General features: G+C 52.8%; 19 protein-coding genes and 1 pseudogene. 8 read left to right on the top strand and 12 right to left on the bottom strand.

What is annotated here, in order from left to right; genetic code table 11:
- The first annotated feature begins 659 nt into the window (after positions 1–659).
- Together QCD69_RS18155 and QCD69_RS18160 are read left to right on the top strand one after the other, a co-directional pair.
- Positions 660–1685 carry a tyrosine-type recombinase/integrase gene (locus QCD69_RS18155; protein ID WP_253461405.1) on the top strand — a complete coding sequence of 342 codons (1026 nt, stop codon included), beginning with the start codon at positions 660–662 and terminating at the stop codon, positions 1683–1685.
- Between the two features lie 353 nt (positions 1686–2038).
- A complete protein-coding gene (locus QCD69_RS18160) occupies positions 2039–3022 on the top strand; it encodes an Rpn family recombination-promoting nuclease/putative transposase (protein WP_253461407.1) in 984 nt (327 codons plus the stop codon).
- Between the two features lie 335 nt (positions 3023–3357).
- Here QCD69_RS18160 and QCD69_RS18165 read toward each other — a convergent pair whose 3' ends face one another.
- The 7 genes from QCD69_RS18165 to QCD69_RS18195 all read right to left on the bottom strand — a co-directional run bounded on the left by QCD69_RS18165 (position 3358) and on the right by QCD69_RS18195 (position 11404).
- Positions 3358–4107 (bottom strand): DeoR/GlpR family DNA-binding transcription regulator, encoded by a 750-nt coding sequence (locus tag QCD69_RS18165; RefSeq protein WP_253461409.1) that lies wholly within the window; start codon positions 4105–4107, stop codon positions 3358–3360.
- A 92-nt stretch (positions 4108–4199) separates the two neighbouring features.
- Entirely contained in the window at positions 4200–5462 is a 1263-nt protein-coding gene (locus tag QCD69_RS18170; RefSeq protein WP_301253018.1) for a YbiU family protein, read from the bottom strand.
- A 644-nt stretch (positions 5463–6106) separates the two neighbouring features.
- Positions 6107–6676, bottom strand: a complete 570-nt coding sequence (locus QCD69_RS18175) for a C40 family peptidase (protein WP_253461413.1) — start codon at positions 6674–6676, stop codon at positions 6107–6109.
- 235 nt (positions 6677–6911) lie between these two features.
- Positions 6912–7157, bottom strand: a complete 246-nt coding sequence (locus QCD69_RS18180) for a YmjA family protein (RefSeq protein WP_253461415.1) — start codon at positions 7155–7157, stop codon at positions 6912–6914.
- A gap of 399 nt (positions 7158–7556) precedes the next feature.
- On the bottom strand, positions 7557–9101 hold the full coding sequence (locus QCD69_RS18185; RefSeq protein WP_301253020.1) for a methyl-accepting chemotaxis protein: 1545 nt from the start codon (positions 9099–9101) through the stop codon (positions 7557–7559).
- Between the two features lie 266 nt (positions 9102–9367).
- Positions 9368–10399 carry a methionine synthase gene (locus QCD69_RS18190; RefSeq protein WP_253461419.1) on the bottom strand — a complete coding sequence of 344 codons (1032 nt, stop codon included), beginning with the start codon at positions 10397–10399 and terminating at the stop codon, positions 9368–9370.
- A 27-nt stretch (positions 10400–10426) separates the two neighbouring features.
- Positions 10427–11404 carry a DUF1852 domain-containing protein gene (locus QCD69_RS18195; protein ID WP_253461421.1) on the bottom strand — a complete coding sequence of 326 codons (978 nt, stop codon included), beginning with the start codon at positions 11402–11404 and terminating at the stop codon, positions 10427–10429.
- Between the two features lie 449 nt (positions 11405–11853).
- Here QCD69_RS18195 and QCD69_RS18200 point away from each other — a divergent pair.
- Both QCD69_RS18200 and QCD69_RS18205 read left to right on the top strand, forming a co-directional pair.
- A pseudogene (locus tag QCD69_RS18200) lies at positions 11854–12003 on the top strand (GrpB family protein); the annotation flags it as partial.
- A 129-nt stretch (positions 12004–12132) separates the two neighbouring features.
- On the top strand, positions 12133–13146 hold the full coding sequence (locus tag QCD69_RS18205) for a zinc-dependent alcohol dehydrogenase family protein (protein WP_301253021.1): 1014 nt from the start codon (positions 12133–12135) through the stop codon (positions 13144–13146).
- Positions 13147–13458: 312 nt separating this feature from the next.
- On the opposite strand, the gene QCD69_RS18210 is transcribed toward QCD69_RS18205, so the two are convergent.
- Entirely contained in the window at positions 13459–13782 is a 324-nt protein-coding gene (locus tag QCD69_RS18210; protein WP_301253022.1) for an SMR family transporter, read from the bottom strand.
- On the bottom strand, positions 13783–14118 hold the full coding sequence (locus tag QCD69_RS18215) for a DMT family transporter (protein WP_301253023.1): 336 nt from the start codon (positions 14116–14118) through the stop codon (positions 13783–13785).
- Positions 14119–14566: 448 nt separating this feature from the next.
- Here QCD69_RS18215 and QCD69_RS18220 point away from each other — a divergent pair, with 448 nt between their 5' ends.
- Positions 14567–16408: a hypothetical protein gene (locus QCD69_RS18220; RefSeq protein ID WP_301253024.1), complete on the top strand. Its 1842-nt coding sequence runs from the start codon at positions 14567–14569 to the stop codon at positions 16406–16408.
- A 165-nt stretch (positions 16409–16573) separates the two neighbouring features.
- On the opposite strand, the gene QCD69_RS18225 is transcribed toward QCD69_RS18220, so the two are convergent.
- On the bottom strand, positions 16574–17503 hold the full coding sequence (locus QCD69_RS18225; RefSeq protein WP_253461429.1) for a LysR family transcriptional regulator: 930 nt from the start codon (positions 17501–17503) through the stop codon (positions 16574–16576).
- Between the two features lie 123 nt (positions 17504–17626).
- Here QCD69_RS18225 and QCD69_RS18230 point away from each other — a divergent pair, with 123 nt between their 5' ends.
- The gene (locus tag QCD69_RS18230) at positions 17627–18193 is read left to right on the top strand and encodes an NADPH-dependent FMN reductase (RefSeq protein ID WP_301253026.1); all 567 of its coding nucleotides are present in this window, start codon (positions 17627–17629) and stop codon (positions 18191–18193) included.
- Between the two features lie 41 nt (positions 18194–18234).
- Positions 18235–18759 carry a VOC family protein gene (locus QCD69_RS18235; protein WP_253461432.1) on the top strand — a complete coding sequence of 175 codons (525 nt, stop codon included), beginning with the start codon at positions 18235–18237 and terminating at the stop codon, positions 18757–18759.
- A gap of 263 nt (positions 18760–19022) precedes the next feature.
- Here QCD69_RS18235 and QCD69_RS18240 read toward each other — a convergent pair whose 3' ends face one another.
- Both QCD69_RS18240 and QCD69_RS18245 read right to left on the bottom strand, forming a co-directional pair.
- Positions 19023–19637: a TetR/AcrR family transcriptional regulator gene (locus QCD69_RS18240; RefSeq protein WP_253461434.1), complete on the bottom strand. Its 615-nt coding sequence runs from the start codon at positions 19635–19637 to the stop codon at positions 19023–19025.
- 150 nt (positions 19638–19787) lie between these two features.
- Positions 19788–21764 carry a sigma-54-dependent Fis family transcriptional regulator gene (locus QCD69_RS18245; RefSeq protein ID WP_301253027.1) on the bottom strand — a complete coding sequence of 659 codons (1977 nt, stop codon included), beginning with the start codon at positions 21762–21764 and terminating at the stop codon, positions 19788–19790.
- A gap of 184 nt (positions 21765–21948) precedes the next feature.
- On the opposite strand from QCD69_RS18245, the gene QCD69_RS18250 reads away from it, so the two are divergent.
- The gene (locus tag QCD69_RS18250; protein ID WP_301253029.1) at positions 21949–23397 is read left to right on the top strand and encodes a sugar porter family MFS transporter; all 1449 of its coding nucleotides are present in this window, start codon (positions 21949–21951) and stop codon (positions 23395–23397) included.
- Positions 23398–23399 lie beyond the last annotated feature (2 nt).

Consider the following 23399-nt stretch of genomic DNA (forward strand, 5'->3'; position numbering starts at 1 on the left):
TAGAAAAGACGATTTTATTGCCGACCTGACTATACCTGTTTATAAAAACCGGCCCATGTATACAGGGGAATGGAATGATAATCATGTCACAAAAATTGAGATCGTTCGCAAAAAATAATGGCGAAGCCTTTTTATACTTAGCAACCGATGCAAACTGGCATCATCTTTATAATAATATGCACTGGGAAAGCGATACATTACCTTATCAAAGCTAAGCTTATTCTGAAAAAATCAGATTTTTTAATCATCCTTATCATGAGTCCTCTGTACCAACGGCTATCCTGCTTTAGCCCAACGAATGACTATTGTGGGAAAAAACCGGCTCCGGCATTAACGGCAACAGGCTATCAGCGGTAGCGCCTGTTTTAACCAACCGTTATCACTTTGGGTGATTTTTAACCTTTCAGCCGCCTTCAGCCGTAAATTAATGACTTTATATAATGGGACTTATATAAAGTCAGGACATCAGGCCCGGAAGCAGGTATGCTTTTCCAGGCGGGTTCACAGCAAAAAGCGACTGTGTATCTCTCGGCATACGTGATTGAAATGCAGCCTGTAAACTGGCATCGCTACGTAAATTATTAGGGGATTAGCCCCTCTTACTCATGCAGAATCCACGTAGCGCGATCGGAAAAAATTGAGGAGATTATCAGACGAAAATGGGTGAAATCATAGCCAACGGTATGGTATCGGCCCTTACCGCCGATGAAGATATTGCAGCACGGCTAAAAGAGTTCGTGCAGGACAAAGATGCCTTTTCATCCAATACCTGGCGGCAGCTACTTAGCGTGATGCGTGTCTGCTATCGCTGGGCCAGGGAGAATGCACGCACCTTTTTGCCTATGACTGACGCCGATCTTCGCGATTATCTCAATTTCCTACAGCTGACAGGGCGAGCTTCTTCGACGATTGCTACTCATGCTTCACTGATTTCGATGTTACACCGTAACGCCGGATTGACGCCACCAAACACTTCGCCGATCGTTTTCCGTACTATCAAAAAGATTAACCGCGTGGCTGTCGTAGGCGGCGAGCGTACCGGTCAGGCGATCCCTTTCCGACTCGCTGACCTGATGAAGCTTGATAGCCTGTGGTTTAATTCCTCTTTACTGAGGGAGAAACGCAATCTGGCTTTCCTCCATGTTGCGTATAATACACTGTTGCGCGTCAGCGAACTCTCCCGCCTTCGGGTCCGCGACGTCACCTTTGCCGATGACGGACGCATTATTCTTGATGTGGCCTGGACAAAAACTATCGTACAGACGGGCGGACTGATTAAGGCACTCAGCAATCTTTCTACCCAGCGGCTGATGGAATGGATTGCGGCTGCGGGGTTGGCCGCAGAACCGGATGCTTTCCTGTTCTGTCCGGTTCATCGTTCTAATAAAGCGGTAATGATCGCCGAGCGGCCGCTCAGCACCCCCTCTTTTGAAACTATTTTCGCCCATGCCTGGCGAACGTCAGGGCATTCAAAATCAGCGAAGCTGAACAAAAACCGCTATGGCGGCTGGAGCGGCCATAGTGCCCGCGTCGGTGCAGCGCAGGATATGGCGAAACAGGGCTATGCCGTGGCGCAAATAATGCAGGAAGGAACCTGGAAAAAACCGGAAACGTTGATGCGCTATATCCGTAACGTTGATGCTCATCAGGGAGCCATGGTGGATTTAATGGAGAAGAAACCCTGATTTGCCCGCTATGCAGTTGCGCCGCCCCCCTGACGCTGGCGCATAAAATGCCCGTTAGCGGTCCAATCCTGACAGGCATTTTATCCACAGAAAAAGTGGATAGCCTGTGCACAGAAAAGTATGGTTTTATGCCAGCGGTCGATTATTTACAGTAATCCCTGTGGATGGCCCAGCCCGACAAAGAGTTTGAGCTACCGCCTTTTAAGCCTGCTGTTGTACCAGCCAGGAGGCGGTTGTACTATACAACCGGTTAATTAACAGGGATTTTCCAATCAAATAAGGGAGGGGGCTGATGAAAGCTTTACGGTCAATGTGCAGCCAGTCCGTTCACCACGCATGCAGTAAAAACAATTATGTCTGATAAAAAAGCAAAGGGCGGAAAGAAAACCTCTCCAACGCCACACGACCTGGCATTCAAACAGTTCCTGACCCATCCCGATACCGCGCGGGATTTTATGCAGCTGCATCTGCCGTCAGAACTGCAGGCCGTTTGCGATTTCAACACGCTAAAACTGGAGTCCGGGAGTTTTATTGAGGAAAATCTGCGCCCCTATTTTAGCGATGTGCTTTACAGTCTGAAAACAGCTGCAGGTGACGCCTATGTGCATGTTTTGATTGAGCATCAGTCCACACCGGACAAGCACATGGCCTTCCGGCTTTTCCGCTATGCAATAGCGGCTATGCAGCGCCATCTGGACGCCGGTCATAAAAAGCTGCCGCTGGTGATCCCGGTTTTATTCTATACCGGCCGGCGCAGCCCCTATCCTTACTCCACGCGCTGGCTGGATGAATTTGCCGATCCGGTGCAGGCTGAAAAGCTCTATAGCGGTCATTTCCCCCTCGTCGACGTTACGGTTATACCTGACGACGAGATCATGGAGCACCGCAGTATGGCGGCCCTGACGCTGCTGCAAAAACATATCCACCAACGCGATCTGGCCGAGCTGCTGGATCGGCTGGCGACGCTTCTGCTGAAGGAACATGTTACAGGACAGCAGCTGGCATCGCTGATAAACTACCTTATACAGGCAGGCGAAACTTCAGACGCAGAGGCCTTTGTACGTGAACTGGCACAACGGGTGCCGAAACATGAGGATGCACTGATGACCATCGCGCAACAGCTTGAACAGAAAGGCATTGAAAAAGGGCGGGCCGAAGGTATTCAGCTCGGCCGACAGGAAGGCAGATATGAAGGCAGGCTTGAAGGAAAGCTCGAAGGCAAGCTAGAAGGAAAGCTTGAAGTAGCCCGCACTATGCTGCAAAACGGCCTCGATCGTAACACCGTGATGAAAATGACCGGTCTTGGCGAAGAAGAACTGGCGCGGATCAGGCATTAATGGTGGCAGGTGCTTAGGCCAGGGTTACGATCGCTGCGGGTGCCGAAAAAATGTACCCTGTTGGCTGGCTGTGCAATACGCCAGGCCGCGTTATTATACCTGGCTCCGACGTATTGCATTGAAAAGTATGCAGAAACCGCACCTGAAATCACTTTTCGATTTAAATTATTCCACACATCCCGCATGCTATACCTGCCTTCAGCACCCGATTTTCCCAATGACCAAATCCAAACGGGCACGTAGGTTTGTATAGCCCAATCCGCCCTTACTAAACCTCTTATAGCGTTGCAATATATCGCGAGAGAAAACGGCGCTGCCTGTCGATAAACCCAGGCTCAGACGGGACCAATAATATCCAGACGCAGCCCCTGCGCCTGAAGAATTTCTTTGCAGGTATCGGGTAAATCAGTATCGGTGATGACGTGACTAAAAGGGTGTTCAGGGGCGAGCGGATACGGATGGATCTGACCAAATTTCGACGAGTCGGTCAGCGCAATAGTATGGGTGTTTTTAGCCATCAGGGCGTTAACGACATCGCAGCGCAGCATATTACGACCGGTAAAACCGGTCAACGCGTCCCAGCCATCTATGCCGATAAAGACCTTATGGAAGTTGAGGTGCTGGATACAAAGTCGGGTCAGCGGCCCTACCACGGATTCGCTGCTTTTTTGATACAGGCCGCCAAGAATAATAACCTCCCCACCCGTCTCCCTGAGCAATCCGGCAATATAGTGGCTGACCGTAATAATGGTAATGTCCCGTCTTTCACTCAGCTCCCTGGCCAGCAGCGCGTTGGTACTGCCTCCCTCAATGAAAACCGCCTCTCCGGCATTCACCAGTGAAGCCGCATGCTCTGCGAGACGTTTCTTGACGGCATAGCGGGTGCGCATCCTTGCGCCCACATCATCACTTTCAGGCGCAACGGCCGATCCGTGCACGCGACGCAGAAAACCGCCTTTTTCCAGCACGTTCAGATCCTGACGTACCGTTACCTCGGAAACACCAGTGATTTGAGAAAGTTCGCTGACGCTGACGCTGCCGCGTTCACTGACGAGCTGAATAATATTCTGATGACGTACGTTCATGGTGCCTGCCGGTAAGCTTTTTTAGCAAGCTTACCAGAAAGACAGGCCGCTACAAATGCTGCCGATCCGCCGAAAGCGGGTCGGCAAGGGTCTCATTCCAGTCCGAGACTGCGGCGCCCGTTCGCGTTCAGCTTTTCAGAGGTGAAGCGACCTTTCCAGGTGACTTCATAATCTTCCTGTGGAAAATCGGCGGGCGATTCGCCTGATGCCAGCGCCTGCGCAACGGCGGCCGCGCAGACGGCGTTCTTGTCACAGAGAGGCGCGGCCGGGATATACATTACATTTCCCCAGCCCTGCTGATTTTCTACCGGGGCAACGGAATGAATAACATCACAATGCCACCAGACTGAATCCCCTGCCTGGAGTGAAGGTATTGAGCACAATCCCTGAATCAGTTCAGGATGCCATTTTTCCGACACCGGCAGCACTTTCCCGGGCGCAACGCCGCACAGCTCCTCCTCCGGGACATCTTTCAGTAGCGGGCGCAACAGCAAATAAGCCATTGCTTCGGGTACCGGCACGACATGCAGCAGCCCCTGCCCGACCTGCATATCAGAAAGCGCCGTCCAGCCCTGAAAGGTACGAAATGCCGAACATTTTGTTGTGGTGCCGGCCTGGTACTCATAAACATCGGTACGCCAGGCTGCGTCCCACGGATCGTATTCATTAAAACGGTTCGAGAAAATTTTGCGGAACACTTTTTGATAAGCAGGAAGCAACCACCGCTCCAGCGCGCCTGAATCTGTATGCGCACCCAGCCCTTTTGAGGTTGTGCCCGGCAGACGACGTCGTATGCGGTCGGGATAGATGATGTTCACATCAGGCTCAAACCAGCGTATACCTGCCGATTCGAATTTCCAGAGCCGGTTCAGGAAAGCCTGAGTTTGCGCCATGGCGTCGCTCTGCCGCGCTTCCATCTGAGCCGGAGACCAGTAAACAGGGTAGATTTCAGGGCGTGAAGCGTCGAGGCTACCGAAAAAGTTGTCACCAGGCCCCTGGTACACGCCATCGAAATCGTTGGCGTCCAGGTAGTCGAGCATCGATTTATCCCATCCCAGCGCCTGCTCACGGTTGAAAGTTTGCCTGACCACCACACACCCCCTGCGGCGAATATAATTCCTGGTCTCTTCCGAAACACGTCCTGCGGCAATCTCTTGCAGGCTGACTTCCGGCCATGCGGAGCCCTGCTGCTGTTCTTCGGTACGTGCCGCCTTGAGCTCGCCGACAATCTTCGCTCTTACCTGTTCGAATAATCCTTCCACATCGCCAATTTCTTCCCTGAGCGCCTTTTTCATCAGGCGTATATTTTGCTTAGCGTCTTCTGGTTGATCGACTGAAGTGAAGCTGGTGTCCATGGTGCTCTCCGCTGCTTTCGCCATCTTTGTTTCGAGTGAAACAAATATAACCTTCATTCACAATAAAGAACCAGTATTCAACATCTGTTTAACAATGAAAGTCTGATGAAGATCACATTAAAGGGCTTAAAAACAGCGCAAGGGCATTTGGATGAAGGGTAGTCAGTAATAAAGAAGGGTTATCGGCCGTGTTTAAAGAGCATTTTTCACTGTTGTGCACGGCCGAAAGGCCCGTAAGCGGAGGCATAAATGAACGCGCTGTCATAAGCATGGATCGGGGAAGCTACGAAGAAAATTCATCAGTTGATAAGTCTGGTTCTGGAAACTGACCCATTATTTCCTTATCAGGCTGGTGCCCATTTATTATCTCTTACCAGTGCGGTGTTGTCAGATGACAGCCAGTGGAAGGCGCGGAGGTTTAAAGGATCTTCAGCCGGGAGGGAGAGCGAGGGGGAGCCATTGTCTGTAACATCGGCAGGTGCGGAGAAGATTAAACAAATATTTTCGACGGTTTGTACTGCTCAGCATAAAGAAGTCTGTCAGGAAAAATCTGTGTCACAGCGTGGTCCTGGCAGCCCACGCTATGATCCTGTAAATATTTTTCCTGGCCCGAAGGCTTATATATTGCAAATCCAGAACCGGCGTTAATTTTTAGCCAGAACGTTCTTATCGTCTTCATCATAATTAAATGATATCCGGGCACCGTGTTCGTTCGGCAGCCTGCGCGCTTCCAGAAATACCGATTTCCAGTAAACGTTATCCAGTGACGATCGCATTACGCCACGGCTGGCCGAAGCGTGAAGGAAATGCCGGTCCGTATCATAAAAGCCTACGTGCATCTGGCGGTTAATACGGAAAAAGACCAGGTCGCCAGGCTGCAAACGATCGGGCTGGATACGTTTTCCCATATGGATCAGCTGGCTGGTGGTGACTCGCTTCATGGGTAAATTGAACCGGTCTTTAAGGGTTCGCCAGACAAAGCCCGAACAGTCCACGCCGGAGAGTTCCGTACCGCCCCACTGGTAAGGCGTCCCTTCCCATGCGTACATCTGGTCATGTAATGCCGCGATAACCGGAATAAGATCGGGTTCGCCAGCGCGATGGGTGGTATCGGGACTATTATCGTTCGCTTCATCGGGCTTATGGGAAGAACAGCCCGCCACAATCATCAGCGCCAAAACCGTTATCGTGCGAAGGGGGAGTAATGGTGGCATCTTTTCCTGTCCGGATCCTGAATTTTAGCCCTGAATAACGGGGTAAATAACGGTTAAATTTGGCTTAATATCATCGGTTCGTTATTGTTATAAATCATTCGTTTTTACTTAAATTTACAGCGATTTATTTCCGATAAATATTATCACACAGGGGTACTAATTTTCGCTCAGTAAAGTTATCTGAAAAAATTGCTGCCGACACAGACAAGCAGCCTTAACGGCTGCTGTGACAAAACTACTCGTTGCCCCACTGATTAAGAAACGAGGCGATATCATCGATACGGCTCTCGTTGATACCGGCTTCTTTAGCCATCTCTTTCTGCGCGTCTTCACCGATCTCTTCATTATTTGATAAGCGATCGAGCAGCAGCTGGAAATAGTGCGCCAGGGATTTACGCTCTGCCTCAGCCACGGGTGCTGCGCATTCTGTCGAATACTCATCCACGATGTCGTAGTATTTAAGCGGGATTTCATCGTTCATAAGCTACTCCAGATATTTAATTTAACGTCAATTTTAGCTGCTTTCTGCATCGTCCGGGCCGATTTCATTACTGCTGTCAGACGACAAATGTAAGAATGGCATCACCAGGCACCGGCCCGGCCTTAAAGATTGCTAAGATTAACACGTAGCATCCTGTTTTATCTCAATAATTTTACTGCATTCGTCCAGCCTGTACACCGGCATTGACTGGCCGACACAAGGGCAACGTTGCGCGATCGGCTCCGGTTTCAGGCCCGGCATTGGATATCCTCTTGAGAGGCGTCATGACCCGCCGTGCACGCAGTCAAAGGACAGAAGAAAAGCGTCGGGGATGGTTTATCGGTTGCATAGCGAGCCAGCCGGGAGCGGCTTTTTAGCCTGCTCCCGGGGCTCTCCTCTTCAGACGCGGAAGGTATCCACCATTCCTCTCAGGGCATGAACCTGCTCCGCCAGCGATTGAGAAGCGGTCGTGGACTCCTCTACCAGCGCGGCGTTGCTCTGGGTTACGCCGTCCATCTGGCCAACGGCCACGGTCACCTGAGAAATGCCCTGCATCTGCTCGTTTGAAGCCAGCGCGATTTCATCCATTGCCTCAGCCAGCTCGCTGACCTTCCCGGTCACGCTCATGATATTTTCCGCAGTGCCGTCGGCCACTACCACGCCAGCCTCCACCATGGTCACCGCGTTTTCAATCAGGCCTTTGATGTCCCGCGCTGCCGTCGCGCTACGCTGCGCCAGCGTGCGGACCTCGCTGGCCACCACGGCAAATCCCCGCCCCTGTTCGCCAGCGCGTGCGGCTTCAACCGCCGCATTCAGCGCCAGAATATTCGTCTGGAAGGCAATGCTCTCAATGGTGCCGGTAATATCGCGAACCTTCGCCGCGCTGGCAGAGATATCGGCCATCGTTTCGGTCATCTGGCGCACGTTTTTTTCACCGTCACGGACAAGCGCGGCCGCCTCCCGCGCCGATCCAGCCGTATAAGTGGCGCCCGCCGTGTTGCTTTTCACCGTCGCGGTTAACTCTTCCATGCTTGCGGCCGTTTCCTGCAGCGCAGCTGCCTGCTGTTCAGTACGGGCCGAGAGTTCGGTATTCCCTCTGGCGATTTCATCAGAGGCAAGGGCTACGGAAGCCGAAGCGTCCTTAATCCTCGATACCAGTTCGCCCAGGCGATTCTGCATTCGGGCGAGCGATGCCAGCATGCTGGTATTATCGCCGGGACGAAGCATGACCTGAGACGTCAGGTCACCGTCGGCTATCGCTGCCGCCAGTACCTGCGCCTGCGCCGGTTCACCGCCCAGCTGGCGCATCAGGATCCGTATAGTCATGAAACCGGTGCCGCCAGCAAGCAGCACAGATACCAGCACCAGGCCGACCAACAGAAGCCCGGCACGACGGCTTTGATCGCTGCTGCTTTCCACGGCGCTGCGGGCATTTTGCATCTGCACCTCTGTCAGGGTATTGAGGGCTTCCTGCAGCGACCGCTGCGCCGGGCGAGAGACGGTCATCAGGTAAGTCACGGTCTCCTGCTGCAGATTCTGCAATCCAAGCTGACCTGCCTTTTCAAAGCTTGCCAGCGCCGGCCCTTCTCTTTCCACTATTTTCCGGTATGCCTCCCGGCCCGCCGGTACCGAATCCGTTTCCATCAGCCGACCCAGCTCCTCACGGTTTTTGAGGAACAGACGTTTCTGGGTCTGCACGCGGTCCCATTCGGGCGCCATTTCCTTCGGGTCGGTCAGCAACGCCAGGTTTCTTACCGCGATAGACAAATCACGTACGCTGGCGCGCATATCCAGCGCAAGCTGGAACTTTTTCATTTTGACGTTTACCACGTCACCCATATCGTCCCGGGCGTGGTTAAGAGCATTGATAGCCACGCCGGCGCAAATGACCAGCAGCAGTACCATGAGGCCGAAGCCTCCGACAATACGGGTTGAAACTTTCATGGGAGAATACCGAAAGGCAGATGATTACTGTTTGTATCGTCATCGTGAAGAAACTCTTGAGAGTACCGATTAAATTATGTGGTGTATTTCACAATGCGCAGGTAAAGGTTGCAGACAGGGAGCGCTGAATGATCCGGGATGAACAGGAGATAGCTGGGAGACGTCCTGGCAGGGAATAACGTTGCTGAATACGGTATTTATCACTCAGTCCGGCTGGCATGGCCCAATCCGGACTGAGTTTTCAGAAAATTAGCTGGTCAGCAAGGTTACCTGGCCAAAATTTCTCTACGAACGATTTCTGCGCCGGCGCTGAGGGCATTCAGCTTGCCCCTTGCTACCTGACGGGATAAAGGCACCATGCCGCAATTGGTGGAAGGATAAAGCTTGTCGGCATCGACAAACTGGAGCGCTTTACGTAGCGTATTGGCTACTTCTTCGGGCGTCTCAACGGCATTGGTCGCCACATCGATAGCCCCAACCATCACCTTTTTGCCGCGGATCAGTTCGATAAGATCCATTGGTACATGAGAGTTCTGGCATTCCAGCGAAATGATATCGATAGCCGACGTTTTCAGCTTAGGGAAAACCTCTTCATACTGTCGCCACTCTGAACCCAGCGTTTTTTTCCAGTCCGTATTGGCTTTAATGCCGTAGCCATAGCAAATATGCACGGCGGTTTCACATTTAAGCCCTTCGATGGCTTTTTCCAGCGCGGCAATTCCCCAGTCGTTAACCTCATCAAAAAAGACATTAAAAGCCGGCTCGTCAAACTGGATAATATCGACACCGGCCGCCTCTAACTCTCTGGCTTCCTGATTAAGAATTTTGGCAAATTCCCAGGCCAGCTTTTCGCGGCTTTTATAATGGCTGTCGTAAAGCGTATCGATCATGGTCATAGGGCCGGGCAAGGCCCATTTAATAGGCTGTTGGGTTTGCTGACGTAAAAATTTAGCATCTTCAACGAATACGGGCTTTTGCCGGGTCACCTCGCCCACGACCGTAGGAACGCTCGCATCATAGCGATCGCGGATTTTGACGATCTGACGTTTTTCAAAATCAACGCCGCTGAGATGCTCAATAAACGTCGTGACAAAATGCTGGCGCGTTTGCTCGCCATCGCTGACGATATCAATGCCTGCCTGCAGCTGATCGTCAAGGCACAGGCGAAGGGCATCCTGCTTACCCTCAATCAGTTCCCGATCCTGCAATTTCCAGGGTGACCAGAGCGTCTCCGGCTGCGCAAGCCAGGAAGGTTTAGGTAAGCTGCCAGCAGTAGATGTCGGTAAAAGCTTTTTCATAAAAGATGACCTTATATTTTCGGTTTATCAAAGAGCGGAATTGGCAGACCACTGCTCAAGAATAGTCTGGTAGGGTTTAATGAAGTGCTCTTCAGTAAACCTGCCCTGCTCAACAGCCAGCTGGCTGCGCTCTTCTCGATCATAAACAATTCGGGTTAACGAATAATCCTGGTGTGTCAGGTTGGGCTGATACAATGCCCCTGCGGCGGAATTAGCATTGTAAATCTCAGGCCGGTAAATTTTTTGGAAGGTTTCCATCGTGCTGATCGTGCTGATTAGCTCAAGATTGGTGTAATCACTGAGCAAATCACCATGAAAATAAAAGGCCAAAGGCGCAACGCTGTTGGGCGGCATGAAATAGCGCGCCTGCAGCCCCATTTTGGCAAAATAGATATCGGTCAGAGAAGGCTCATCCTGCTGATATTCAAAGCCCAGTACAGGATGCTGATTAGTCGTGCGGCAATAGGTGTTTTTAGTGGAAACGCTCAGGCATATCACAGGCGCTTTATTAAAATTTTCCGTGTAGGCCGCTGAATTAACGAAGCGTTTAAATATATTACCATGCAGCTTGCCAAAATCTTCGGGGATAGTAAATTCGGGCTGGCTTTTATTGTGCTCCGGCAGCCAGACGCTAAAGTCGTAATCGCGTACGTAAGAGGAAAAGTTATTGCCTACGATACCATCGATACGTTCACTGGTGCTTTTATCAATAATGGTAGGTTTTAATATTTCAATCACCGGAAAGGCATTGCCTTTCACTTCAACGTTTAACTCAGCGGAAATAATTTCAAGCTCAACGGAATAGCGATCCGCTTTGGGATTATCCCAGTGCGCCAGCGCATTGAAGCGATTATCAATCATCACTAAAGCGTTACGCAGATTCTCCTGACGTCTCTCACCTCTCGCCAGATTGGCAAAGTTGGTGGTGATGCGCGTACTCCCGGAGGGGTTATAGTTTTCGTCGAAACGAAGGCTTTTAATGGTAAAGGTAAACGCTTTGTTCATGGCCGTCTGGTATCCTGGTTTGTTATAAATCTGATTTATTTGTTGCCTTTCAGGGCATCCCAGATTTCATATTATCTAAAGTTATTAACAATCCATACTTTATGCCTGAGTCGCTGGTTGAGGAAAAGTGATTTGTTTTCAATGAACATGAACCTTCTTCATGATCAAAACTGAGACAGGACTACCGTTGCGCAAAGATCCCTGTCAAAGAGGATGCACAGCTGGCAGCCGGGTGGCGGCCCGCTAAGCATGTACCGCATTTTTTCTGGTTCACCTGCTTCTCGCTGCCGCCCTGGAGAGAAACAGAGCGTTTCCGTGTGCAAGCTACAATATGGGGCATGGTAATAAGCAAAAAACCTTCCTGTCGGCCGGTCTGCGAGCCAGGCATCCAGCCTTCATTAAGGCGATATCCAGGCAATGGGGAAGAGCAAACATGCAAAAAGTAAGGATTGTTGCAGTGGCCTGCGCGCTGTGAAGCGGAAAGCTTGCTGCTACAGATAACGCTGAATAACGTCATTGCGCAGATCCATCACATTGGCAGCACGTCAGTACCGGGTTTAGCCGCTAAATCCGTTATAGATATATTGCTGGAGGTGGCCGGACGGACAGCTTAAACGCTTTTTATAATTCCACCAGTGTAACAAAAGGCCCTCTTCGACAGCGTGGCCCTGTAATTATGTTTAAACTGGGTTATTACATAAAACGCATGCCCAAACAGGAGATCCCCGATGAAAGCAATACAGCTTAAAGCCCCCGGCGGCCTGGATAACATTATCGTGTCAGATATTGACGATCCGGGCAGGCCCGGCAAAGGTGAAATTCGGGTTGCGGTTAAAGCCAGCTCGCTAAACTTTCATGATTTAATCGTCGCAACCGGGCAGTTTCCTACTGAAGATGGACGGATCCTGCTGTCAGATGGTGCGGGAATAGTAGAGGAGGTTGGAGAAGGCGTTGAAGCGTTTAAAGCAGGCGAACACGTGGTTTCTACATTTTTTCCCAACTGGCTGGCCGGCAAGCCTGTACCCACCGTGGGCGGCTTTGCGCACACGCCCGGCGACGGTGTTGATGGCATGGCCAGTGAATACGTTGTACGTTCGGAAAACGCCTTTACCCATGCGCCGAAGGGGTGGAGCCATACAGAGTCAGCCACCATCACCACCTCGGCTTTGACGGCCTGGCGGGCGCTGGTAACAGACGGGCACCTTAAGGCAGGAGAAACGGTGCTGGTTCAGGGAACCGGCGGCGTCTCCGTCGCTGCTTTACAGATAGCTAAAGCAATGGGGGCCAAAGTCATTGCTACCTCATCCTCCGATGAAAAGCTCGCCTTTGTGCGCGAACTGGGCGCTGATGAAATTATCAATTACAGAACAACGCCTGCATGGGGAGATAAAGTTCTTGAGCTGACCCAGGGGTTTGGCGTAGACCATGTGGTCGAAGTAGGCGGACCGGCAACCCTGAATGAATCCCTGAAATCGATCAAGGTAGGCGGTCATATTGCGCAGATTGGTATCCTTTCAGGCGATGAGGCTGCCTTGTCTGTCCTTTCCCTTCTGGCGAAGCAGGTGCAAATTAAAGGCGTGATTGTGGCAAGCCGCCAGGATCAGTGTGATTTTGTTAAAGCCCTTGAGATAATGAACAAGAAGCCGGTAATCGATCGTGTTTTTAAATATGAGGAGCTTGGCGAGGCTTTCTCTTATCAGCAAAGCGGCGCTCACGTGGGTAAAATCTGCGTTGAATGGTGACGTTGCTGGCCGTAAGGAAGCCATTTCCTTACGGCCGTCACCTGAAACACTGACTGATGCCGTGAATAACCGCGCGTTGGCGCAGGCAGTCAGGCTACTGCGGGCGCTCCAGATGTATAACAGGCTTGCCGCCACGCGCGTGCGGTAAACGGCATAATTTTTTCTTGCGTTACTTTACCCAGGCGTCAGTAGCCCGAAAGATGCGGTGGCTGCCACTCTGGCGCCTTAGCGGACACAGAGGCAGGGCAAGAAGCGCCTGCCAGCTGGGTGAGTTGAAGCAAAAGAGAGTATCGTGGCAGGCTTAAAATATTATCACCCAAGCTCAAGCAGCAGCAGGCCTGCCGTAATCATAAGCAAGCCAGCGCACGCTTTGCGACCAAGAGGTTGCCTGAAAATAATCCATCCGGACAGTGCGGTTAAAAGAATGCCGCAGCCTCCCCATATGGCATACGCAGTGGCCATCTCCAGGCCTTTCAAGGCCTGCGCTAACGCAGTAAAGGATGCAAGAATAAGCAGTATGCCCACTGCGCCCGGAATCTTTTTGGCCATACCGGCCGAACGCTGAAGAAAGACGTTAGCCGTTACTTCAAGCAGGATGGCTATCGCAAGATAGTAATAGGGGATAAATATCGACATTTATTCATTCTGCGCATTTTCTGCGATATTAACGACTACAACGCCCCCCAGCAACAGGCCAATTCCCGTAAGCTGAAGTACGCTCAGATGCTCTCTGAAGAAGAAGCTGCCAATAACGGCTATCGCGAGCAGACCCAGTGATTCCCAGGTTGCGTAAGCTACCGCAAGTGAGATTTTTTTCAGCGCAAGCGCCATAAAAGTAAAAGACAAACCGATGGCGAAATACATAAACAACATGCCCGTAAGATTGCCTTGCGTCGAATATAATTTCATCAATATAACGCTGCTTACTTCAGACACTATTGCCATTAAAAGAAAAAACCAGGCCCGGGGCACATAGACTCCATATTGTGGTGATTTGAATCCAGCTCGCTAGTGTACACCGCAACGGCACGCTGAGGGCATATCCCTAAAAATTATAAATCAGACACAGGACGAAAGGTTATTCAGCAGAAACGGCGAACGTGATAACAATTTTTTATTGAGCATGAGCAACGATGCATGCTTCGGGCATTCTGCGTTTGCTATTGGCGACCTGGCGCCGATCACAGATGGTGAGCCTGATAAACAAATGCTTGAGGTTTTACGGCAAAAACACATTACGGTGCTTTAGCAGGATGATGAATTGCTTCAGGTTGATTACGGGGTGTATCCGTACAGAAGGCCAGATATGGCGCACACAGGGCCTTTGAGGTTATTTTTTCCGATGGTGATGGTTGATAAAGGAACAAAATAAACTTTCCAACCACTTTAATAGTCCTCACCAATATGAACAAAGAAAGCCATGTATATTTCCGGTCATAAACATACTCATAATCAGCCTCCTGTCAGTGACTCACCTTCCAGTAATACGTCTGCAGATGAAAGTCGCCTGACAGCGGGCGCGGCCTCCGCCCGTGACAGCGAACCGCCTACAGAGCCCTCCTCTGAGGCGAAACAGCACGGTCATCATCCGGAAGCAGACAAGGGGATTTCCGGCAACAGAAAGTTGCTTGTGGGATACAAAGATGCACTGTCCCGTAGCATGGTGGAAGGCGATAAAAAACATCTGGCCAGGTTTGACAATAATCTCCGTCCCCCATCGGTTTTGCTGCCGCGCGCAGCCTCGTCACCAGATGTCATTCATGACAGCGATGTCCTGAATGATTTTCGCAGACAGGCTTCTGAGCGTGGAAGACGTTATGGTGCCAGTGCAAAGACCGTTGGGAAAAATCAGGAAGCCTGGATCGATAAAAAAACAGGGAAGGGAATACTCAGCGGCACACTCTGGCCCCATGATGAAGCGGTATGGAACACCATACCGGATATCAAAAATCAGCCTTCCGCTGTATTCATGCCGGGTTATGCCGTGGGCGATCGGTATTCTGCCATTCTGACAATGCTGACGTATCCGGAAATGAAGCTCACCATCGGCTACAGCGAGAAGCAACCGGTACTGCCTGCTGAAAAAAAATACGCCATGGAAGCATTTGAAATCATTACGGATGCCCTGAAAAAGTCTGGCGTGAGTCAGGAAAATATCAACAAACGGCTTTCCGTAGTGCGCTATGACGGTGAAACCCCGCTGAACCACATTAGCGGCAGTTTTAACGATCCGGAGAACCGGAAAAATTTCACCACGGTACTGGGAGAAAAATCCGCCATTTGTGAACCACAGAATGCCTCACCCGACAGCCATCTCTTCCATATCTCCGCAACGACGGTAATGATGGCAAAACACTGGGAAGACAATGATGATCCGGTGCGTTCCGGCGCTGAAATCAGAAAGCTGGTTTATGGCCTGGTTAATGAAGAGGCCCGGGCAGAGCTTGACAGCCTTGTTGACAGCACGATTAAGGAAACGGGCCTGAAAGATAACTCCGTCTTATTATGGAAAACAAACAAGCCATTTGAGACGCCGGTTCGTGACGCCGCCTCTGCCCGTCAGAAAGAGGCGTTTGCCAATCCCCGTATGTTTGAGCTTATCCACGCTGCGCTGGAAAAGCAGGGAACGCCGGTAGCCTATATCGGGGACGGCTTCCGAAATGAGTACAAAAATCGCATTGAAGATCGCCATCCCTGGGAAAATCGCAGTACGCCCGACCTCAGCAAATTCTGGCAAAAATCTGCGCTTCTGAAAGAGCGTGTCAATCAGTGGTATTTTCTTGATCGGATAATGCAGAAATCAAACGGGAAAGCCTTCATCGGCGTGCGCAGCGGCGCGCTTGAACCGCTGAGTCTGTTAGGGCATAACGTCGTTTACCTTGAACCTAAATCCCTGTTCACGCCTGAACGCCATGCTCCCTGGCAGGGACGTATCCCCTATAACCGTCTGATTACAGAGGCATCAGCGGGGTATATTGATAATGACACGGAGGTGGAGCTGAAGAATCTGGGTAAGGAAATTGTTGCTGACAACCTGAGGGCCAAACTTTCTCTTGGGCCGGGTGACGGCGATCGGCAAGCCCTTGTCAAAAGCCTGTCGGAAAATAATCTTGCTGGCAGGGAGAAAATTGACCGGCATGACCGCATTGAAAATAATATCGCACAAGGCATTCTTTCACCGGCAGAGCTCAGCCTGATGTTGCGTATGGTCGAAACCGGCCAGCCTGCGCATTTACTTATGGACAGTGAGAAAAGCGGATAGCCGTCATCTTTTATTTGCCGGGTCTTATAAGCAGGCTGACTGCTGAGCTGCCGACGTAAAGTGATGACGGCGCAGCTGCGTGTACCCGTATACGGGACGGCCAGAATATAAGCCTGCCGAAAGTGAGTAAACAGGCGTGAAATCAACTGCGTATTAACAAAAACGCTACCTGAGCTCGCCGAAATAGCCCTCGTCGGCTTTTTTCAGCAGTTCGTCCACAATAATCCGGACTTTCGGAATGAGATGGCGCGTCCGGGGCCAGACTACGCTAAGCGCAACCGGAACCGGCATGTGATCGGCCATGATGGTAACAAGATGGCCGGCGGTGATATGGCTGCCCACCATCGACTCCGGAAACTGCGCAATCCCCGCCCCTGCCAGACAGGCCAGCAGCATGGCATCGCCGTCGCTTATCTGATGCGCCGTACCGGATATAAACTTTATTTCCCGCTCTGCCACCGGACGTAGCCGCCAGGCAAGGGGCGCCCCGCGCCGGAAGCCCATTATGCAGCGGTGCTTTTTCAGCGCTTCAATGTCGTCAGGCACGCCGTGTTGTTCAAGATAACCGGGGGACGCGCACAGGAAAAGACGCTGCCGGCTCAGGCGCCGGGCAATCAGCTCATCCGTGCTCTGCAGTTCGCCCAGGCGCAGCACCAGATCCACCCCCTCCTCAACCGGATCGATAAGACGGTCATTAAAGGTCAGCGCCAGCCGCAAAGCCGGATAGCGGGCTGTCAGCTCCAGCAGTATCGGCATCATCAGGTTGCGACCAAATGATGCCGGCATATCGATACGAACCGTGCCCGCAGGGTTGTCCTGACGTCTGCTGAGCATGTTTTCAGCAGAGTCCAGGATTTCCAGCGCCGACAGGCAGCTTGTCAGATAGGCTTCTCCATCGCTGGTCAGGCTCAGTTTACGGGTTGAACGGTGGAACAGCCGTGTACCCAGCCTTTCCTCCAGCCTTGCCACGCTCTTGCCGACCGCGGATTTTGTGATGCCCAGCTGCTCTGCGGCCTCGGTAAAACTGCTCGATTTTGCCGTGATAACAAAATTCGTGATCCCCCGCAGGGATTCGGCCGTTAATTCGGTAGACATAAAGTTTACTCACTGGCGACTTATAGCGTGTTTATCGATGTTTAATTCTATACCAGACTGAAGTCAGCATATAAACACACGACCGGCCACGGCCGGAAAATTCGTCTGAACCGGGAAATCGTTATGTCACAGACAAAACCCCTTACGTTCGTGTCCCTGCTGGGCAGCCTTCGGGCAGGGTCTTTCAATGCGGTTGTGGCGCGAAATCTTGCTGCGCTGGCGCCGCCAGGCGTGGACATCAGCCCGCTCGGCTCTGTGGGCGATATCCCGCACTATGATGCCGATCTGCAAGCCCAGGGATTTCCCGAGACCGTGATGGCAATGGGCAAAGCGATCTCGGCAGCGGACGCGCTGATTATCGTCACGCCTGAATATAACTATTCCGTGCCGGGTGCCCTTAAAAATGCCCTGGACTGGCTTTCACGCCTGTCCGACACGCCGGTTGCCGGCAAACCCGTCGCCATACTGACGGCCTCGCCCGGTGCCATAGGCGGCGCCCGGGCACAATATCATCTGCGTCAGATCCTGGTCTTTCTGGACGGCAGCGTCCTGAACAAGCCTGAAGTGATGATTAGCCAGGCTTCATCCCGGCTCGATCCGCAAAGCTGCACCATAACGGATGCGGATACCCGCAGCCTGATTGCGGCTCAGCTCAGCGCGCTGGCAGAAATGGCGGTAAAGCAGAGCTGAGCAACACCTTTACCCTGTCTGTAAAATCTTTGGAGGAAATTATGTCTACCGGCACCGTTCGCGGTATGGACCATGTTGGCATCACCGTTTCTGATATTGAAGAAGCAACCCGCTTCTTTTCAGAAGCTTTTGGGGCTGAAGTTATCTACGACTCCGTGTCGCCCTCGGACGACGACGTGAAAGGCGAAGAGACGGAAAGTATCCTGAACCTGTTTCCGGGAACCAGAATCACCACGGTCAGGATGATGAAACTACAGCACGGCCCCGGCCTTGAGCTGTTTGAAATGCAGGGGCCGGAGCAGCATCAGCCCGTACGGCCCAGCGATTACGGCATCCAGCATTTTGCCGTTTACGTTGATGACATTAACGAAGCCATCGGCCTGTTTGAGCGTGCCGGCGGGAAAATGTTTACGTCTCCGCAGCCGCTGATGTTTCCGACCGAGGCAGGAGACAATAACTTTTTCTGCTACGGCCGGACGCCCTGGGGCAGCGTAATTGAATTAATCTCACTGCCTTCCAGGCTTCCCTATGAAGAAAGTACTTCCCTGCGACGCTGGAAGCCGTAAATATCGTGGTTGCGCAGGCCTGACTTTTTCTAAAAGCCAATAACGAGGGGCAATTCACCGTTGCCCCGACTCCCGCCGCATCTCTCTGCTGAGCGCTTTTAAGGTCTGTCAGCGCCTCTTGACGCAGCCTGGCCGCGCTGGCTGTCGCCATGCGCGGTCAGCAGGCAGGCGGGCAAAAAGGGATCGGGCCAGCGCATAAGTTATCTTATTTAATAGCAGCATAAGTGCGCCCTTCTCTGAGCCATGCCTCAAAAAATAGGCAATCAAGGCGCAAGGCTTCTCAGCACCAGCGCAGCCAGGCGGCTGGCATCTTCTTTGGCCGTATCAAGGGCGGCCTGCAGCTGCACCGGATCGGCGTAGGGCCTGAGCACCAGATAAACAGCGGCAGCCGTTTCGTCCAGCGGCGTTTTACGCTCAAACTCTCCCGCCTCGCGCCCCTCGCGCAGAATGGCAACGGTGGTTTCGCGCAGCCAGGCTTCATACCGCTCTGCCGACGACCAGCGATCGCGCGAAGCCGCAGCAGCGATATCAAAAAGGCGGCGTTCCCGAAAAAACAGCTCGCTCCCCGCCACCGTAAGCGTCTGAAAAAGGCACTGCATTTTCTCCGTGGCCGAAGGCGCCTCTTCCAGCGCGGCGTTCAGACGTTGGGTTATCTGCGTAAGGCAGCTGGCGCAGATGACTTCACCTATCTCCTGTTTTGAACTGAAGAACTTATAGATATACGCCTTGGAGAAGCCCACCGAGCGAGCCAGATCGGACACGGTGGTTTTCTCAAAGCCGTAATGGCTGAAGTACTCCATGGCGGCATTGACAATCTGGTCACGAAGGGTGTGATCGGACGGGCCGCGCGTGGCGGCAGGAAGTTTTTGTTCAGTCATTTTTTTTAGCTTCGCTCAGTGAGCTCCCGTTAACGAAATGTGACCGCAATATAGTCTGGTCACCATTTTAACGTACATCGGGCCCGCTTAGTGTTTTTCCGGCACTGACGTTGTACGCGCTGTGCAACTGTGCCGTCATGCTTCACCAGCCTACACCGGGCTGCGCATGTTTTTGCGCAGGGCAATGAGATCCACCTGCCACTGATTTAATTTATTGTAAAGCGCAGTGCGTGAAATTCCCAGAAGCCGGGCCGACTGACGCATATTTCCCTTATTTGCACTCAACACCTCGAGCACGTGCTGACGCTCTTTTTCATGCAGCGAAGCCTGCCCGGACGCTGGCTGAGCAACAGGATCTCCCTGTCGCATCTCCTCGGGCAGATCCTGCTGGCTGATTTCCATCCCCTCGCATAAATTCACCATCCGTTCGACCAGGTTTTCCAGCTCGCGCACGTTGCCGGGCCATTGCCAGGCCTGTAAACAGGCCATCGCCTGCGGTGAAACAGCCGGGGCGATGCGCTTCAGCCGGTTACAAAGCGCCTGAATGAAAGTATTTACCAGGCCCGGAATGTCTTCACGCCGCTCGCGTAGCGGGGGAATATTGAGGGAAACAACATTGAGGCGATAGTACAGATCGCGGCGGAAAGCGCCTTTCTCCACGGCATCGGACAAATTACAGTGGATAGCGGCAATAATACGGACGTTGACCTTAAGAGGATGCGCGGCGCCAATACGCACCACTTCGCTTTCCTGGATCACCCGAAGCAGGCTGGTTTGTGCTTCCAGCGGCATTTCGCCAATTTCGTCGAGAAACAGCGTTCCGCCGTCGGCAAGCTCAAATTTTCCGGCCGATCCGCCTCGCCGCGAGCCGGTAAATGCGCCATCAGCGTAGCCAAACAGCTCGCTCTGTACCAGATCCCGCGGCAGCGCGCCACAGTTCAGCGCCACGAAAGGCTCCTGCTGGCGCGGGCCGGCATTATGGATCGCCTGGGCAAACAGCTCCTTACCCGTGCCGCTTTCACCCGTCAACAGCACGGTGCTGTCGGTGCGGCTACTGGCCCTTGCCTGCTGAATAGCCTGCTGCAGCGGCAGCGAATAGCCGCGGATCATATCGAACGTATAGCTGGCGCTCACGCCCATCACCCGCCGGGTAATGGCGCGGATACGCTGGTTTTCGCGCAGAGACAATACGCGCCCGCCGTCAGGCGCGGGCATCAGTGAAACCAGGCAGGAGACCGGCTCTTTGCCGCCGGGCATAAAAAGCAGCTCGCGATCGTTACAGAAAGGCAGGCTGAGCAGCGAGACGTCCTGCGGACGCAGCAGCGCATCAATGGATCCCGCTTCCGGATCGAGGCCACAAAAAATCTGGCGGGCATAGCGATTAAGCGTTTTGATGCTGCCGTGGCGGTCACAGACGATTACCCCTTCATTCAGCGTTTCCAGGATAGATTGCTGCTCGGCGAGCAAATGACGCAGCTGCAGCTGTTGGCCTATCGTCTCCGCCGCTGCCTGAACGGTGCCCAGCGTGTGCGTGTTGAACTTATCCGGCGTGGCGGTAAGCGTCAGTACGCCAGCCAGCTTGCCGTTCTTATCGCGCACCGGCGCGGCGGCGCACTGCCGATGCCTTCTACGCAGATCCAGCTTCCAGTTTTCACCGCTTAACACGTATACCAGCCGCTGTTCGATCAGGCAGCGCGCGGTACAGTTGGTGCCCAGCACCTCCTCACGCAAAATGCTGCCAACGGGCGTCAGATCGGCACCGCAATAATACAAGGTTACCCCGTCAGCATCCGTCAGGTTGATATGGCCGTCCGGATTATAGGCCAGCAGGTTTTCCATAATGCTGCGCGCAACCTGAATCATCTCTGCATTTTGTTCCAGGATAGCGGCCAGTTCGTCTGGCGATGGGGAAATATAGCTGAACGTTTCCGGATCGATATTAAGCGCCCGAGAACGCTGCCAAGAATGCAAAATGCTTTGCCGCATCCAGCCCGGCTGTTTGCCGCCCGTAAAGCTGTGCCAGCCTTGCCACAGCAGGCTGTCCCACTCCGTGACTTCCGTGCTGTCCGGCAGGCTGAAGATAGGATCGCTCTCGTCTTTAAAGGGTAGCCGGCTCAGGTTTTTCATCTACACATCCTTTCAGGTCTGGAATGTCCATTTTATTTACATGTTAAGTTGACATGTAAATTTTGTTTCCAGTTTGTGATCTCTAACTGTGTGGTACTTCACATTACAGGCCCCTACCGGTTGGCATCCCCTTTGCAATACCTCTTACAGACACGTTGAAAGCGTTAAAAGGAAAGGGGTTGTGATGCGTAAACATAATATCCGGTTGATTCTTTTCATCTGTTCCATTGCTTCACTCAGCGGCGTGATCCTTGGCTATGACGCTTCGGTGATCTCCGGCGTAATTGAGCCTTTAACAGAACATCTCAACCTTTCTGCGTGGGAAAGCGGCTGGGCCGTTTCAAACGTTATTCTGGGGTGCGTGGCGGGCGCATGGGGCGTGGGATACGTTTCAGACCGTATCGGGCGCAAGTCCACGTTGATTATTACCGCCGTACTCTTTGTTATTTCCGCCGTGGGATCCGCTCTCGCCCATTCGCTGACGGGTTTTGTGCTCTATCGACTAATTGGCGGGCTGGCGGTAGGAATGGCGTCAGCGATTACCCCTCTCTATATCGCGGAAATCTCCCCCAAGGACTGGCGCGGCCGTATGCTTGGCCTGCAGCAAATGCTGATGGTTGGCGGCCAGGTCACGGTGTATATCGTTAACTATCTGATTGCGCGCGGTATGCCGCATGCCTGGATCGTCAGCGAGGGCTGGCGCTGGATGCTGGCTTCCGGCGTGGTGCCCTGCGCGCTGTTCCTGCTGCTGGTGCCGTTGATGCCGGAATCTCCCCGCTGGCTGGCGCTGAAAGGTAAAACGGATCGCGCTCGCCAGGTGCTGACCCGCCTGTCCAACGCGCAACACGCCGAGCGTTTACTCACGGAAATTCTGGCTTCTTCTCAGGACGCACCTGCCCAGTCCAGCCAACGCGGCATCCTGCGCGACCCGCGTGCACGCTACATTTTGCTGACAGGCTGCGCGATCGCCATTTTGCAGCAGGTTTCCGGTATCAATATCCTGCTTTATTACGCGCCGTCCCTGCTGCAGAACATTACCGGCAGCACCCAGGATTCGCTGTTCCAGAGCATTTTTCTGGGCGTGGCGCTGCTGGCGGGCGTGGCAGTCTGTCTGAGCACCATCGACCGCTTTGGCCGGAAGCCGCTGCTGCGCTGGGGCGCAATAGGATGCGCGCTGTGCCTGATGTTCACCTCATGGGCGTTTATCGCGCAGCATGACGGCATGCTGCCGGTGATTGGGCTGGTGGCTTTCGTTCTGATTTTCGGGCTGTCGTGGAGTCTTGGCGCGTGGCTGCTAATTTCAGAGATTTTCCCTAATCGCATGCGCGCCGTGGCGATGGGGTTCGCCTTCTCTTCCATGTATGTGGCGAATTTTATCGTCACGCAAAGCTTCCCCATGATGAACCGCAGCGCCCTGTTGATGACGCATTTCCACGGCGCTTTTCCGCTGATGCTGTGCACGGTGGGATGCCTGGTAGCGTTCTGGTTCGTACAGCGCTTCCTGCCGGAAACGCGTGGCGTCTCTCTTGAACATATCGAACCGCTGATGCTTTCCAAATCCCGCCGCTTCGCAGCCAGGGCGACGCGGCCCGCTGAACAATCTTCCCTGCCCGACTGGGCAAACACTAAATAATA

The organism is Erwinia sp. PsM31 (genome assembly GCF_030433775.1).
Taxonomy (GTDB): domain Bacteria; phylum Pseudomonadota; class Gammaproteobacteria; order Enterobacterales; family Enterobacteriaceae; genus Erwinia; species Erwinia aeris.

What these genes read in the sequence shown, in the direction of transcription:
- QCD69_RS18240 (WP_253461434.1), bottom strand. Translation starts at nt 19,637, where the DNA reads ATGACTGAACAAAAACTTCCTGCCGCCACGCGCGGCCCGTCCGATCAC.
- QCD69_RS18235 (WP_253461432.1), top strand. Translation starts at nt 18,235, where the DNA reads ATGTCTACCGGCACCGTTCGCGGTATGGACCATGTTGGCATCACCGTT.
- QCD69_RS18170 (WP_301253018.1), bottom strand. Translation starts at nt 5,462, where the DNA reads ATGGACACCAGCTTCACTTCAGTCGATCAACCAGAAGACGCTAAGCAA.
- QCD69_RS18190 (WP_253461419.1), bottom strand. Translation starts at nt 10,399, where the DNA reads ATGAAAAAGCTTTTACCGACATCTACTGCTGGCAGCTTACCTAAACCT.
- QCD69_RS18205 (WP_301253021.1), top strand. Translation starts at nt 12,133, where the DNA reads ATGAAAGCAATACAGCTTAAAGCCCCCGGCGGCCTGGATAACATTATC.
- QCD69_RS18165 (WP_253461409.1), bottom strand. Translation starts at nt 4,107, where the DNA reads ATGAACGTACGTCATCAGAATATTATTCAGCTCGTCAGTGAACGCGGC.
- QCD69_RS18175 (WP_253461413.1), bottom strand. Translation starts at nt 6,676, where the DNA reads ATGCCACCATTACTCCCCCTTCGCACGATAACGGTTTTGGCGCTGATG.
- QCD69_RS18230 (WP_301253026.1), top strand. Translation starts at nt 17,627, where the DNA reads ATGTCACAGACAAAACCCCTTACGTTCGTGTCCCTGCTGGGCAGCCTT.
- QCD69_RS18250 (WP_301253029.1), top strand. Translation starts at nt 21,949, where the DNA reads ATGCGTAAACATAATATCCGGTTGATTCTTTTCATCTGTTCCATTGCT.
- QCD69_RS18225 (WP_253461429.1), bottom strand. Translation starts at nt 17,503, where the DNA reads ATGTCTACCGAATTAACGGCCGAATCCCTGCGGGGGATCACGAATTTT.
- QCD69_RS18220 (WP_301253024.1), top strand. Translation starts at nt 14,567, where the DNA reads ATGTATATTTCCGGTCATAAACATACTCATAATCAGCCTCCTGTCAGT.
- QCD69_RS18155 (WP_253461405.1), top strand. Translation starts at nt 660, where the DNA reads ATGGGTGAAATCATAGCCAACGGTATGGTATCGGCCCTTACCGCCGAT.
- QCD69_RS18180 (WP_253461415.1), bottom strand. Translation starts at nt 7,157, where the DNA reads ATGAACGATGAAATCCCGCTTAAATACTACGACATCGTGGATGAGTAT.
- QCD69_RS18160 (WP_253461407.1), top strand. Translation starts at nt 2,039, where the DNA reads ATGTCTGATAAAAAAGCAAAGGGCGGAAAGAAAACCTCTCCAACGCCA.
- QCD69_RS18245 (WP_301253027.1), bottom strand. Translation starts at nt 21,764, where the DNA reads ATGAAAAACCTGAGCCGGCTACCCTTTAAAGACGAGAGCGATCCTATC.
- QCD69_RS18185 (WP_301253020.1), bottom strand. Translation starts at nt 9,101, where the DNA reads ATGAAAGTTTCAACCCGTATTGTCGGAGGCTTCGGCCTCATGGTACTG.
- QCD69_RS18210 (WP_301253022.1), bottom strand. Translation starts at nt 13,782, where the DNA reads ATGTCGATATTTATCCCCTATTACTATCTTGCGATAGCCATCCTGCTT.
- QCD69_RS18195 (WP_253461421.1), bottom strand. Translation starts at nt 11,404, where the DNA reads ATGAACAAAGCGTTTACCTTTACCATTAAAAGCCTTCGTTTCGACGAA.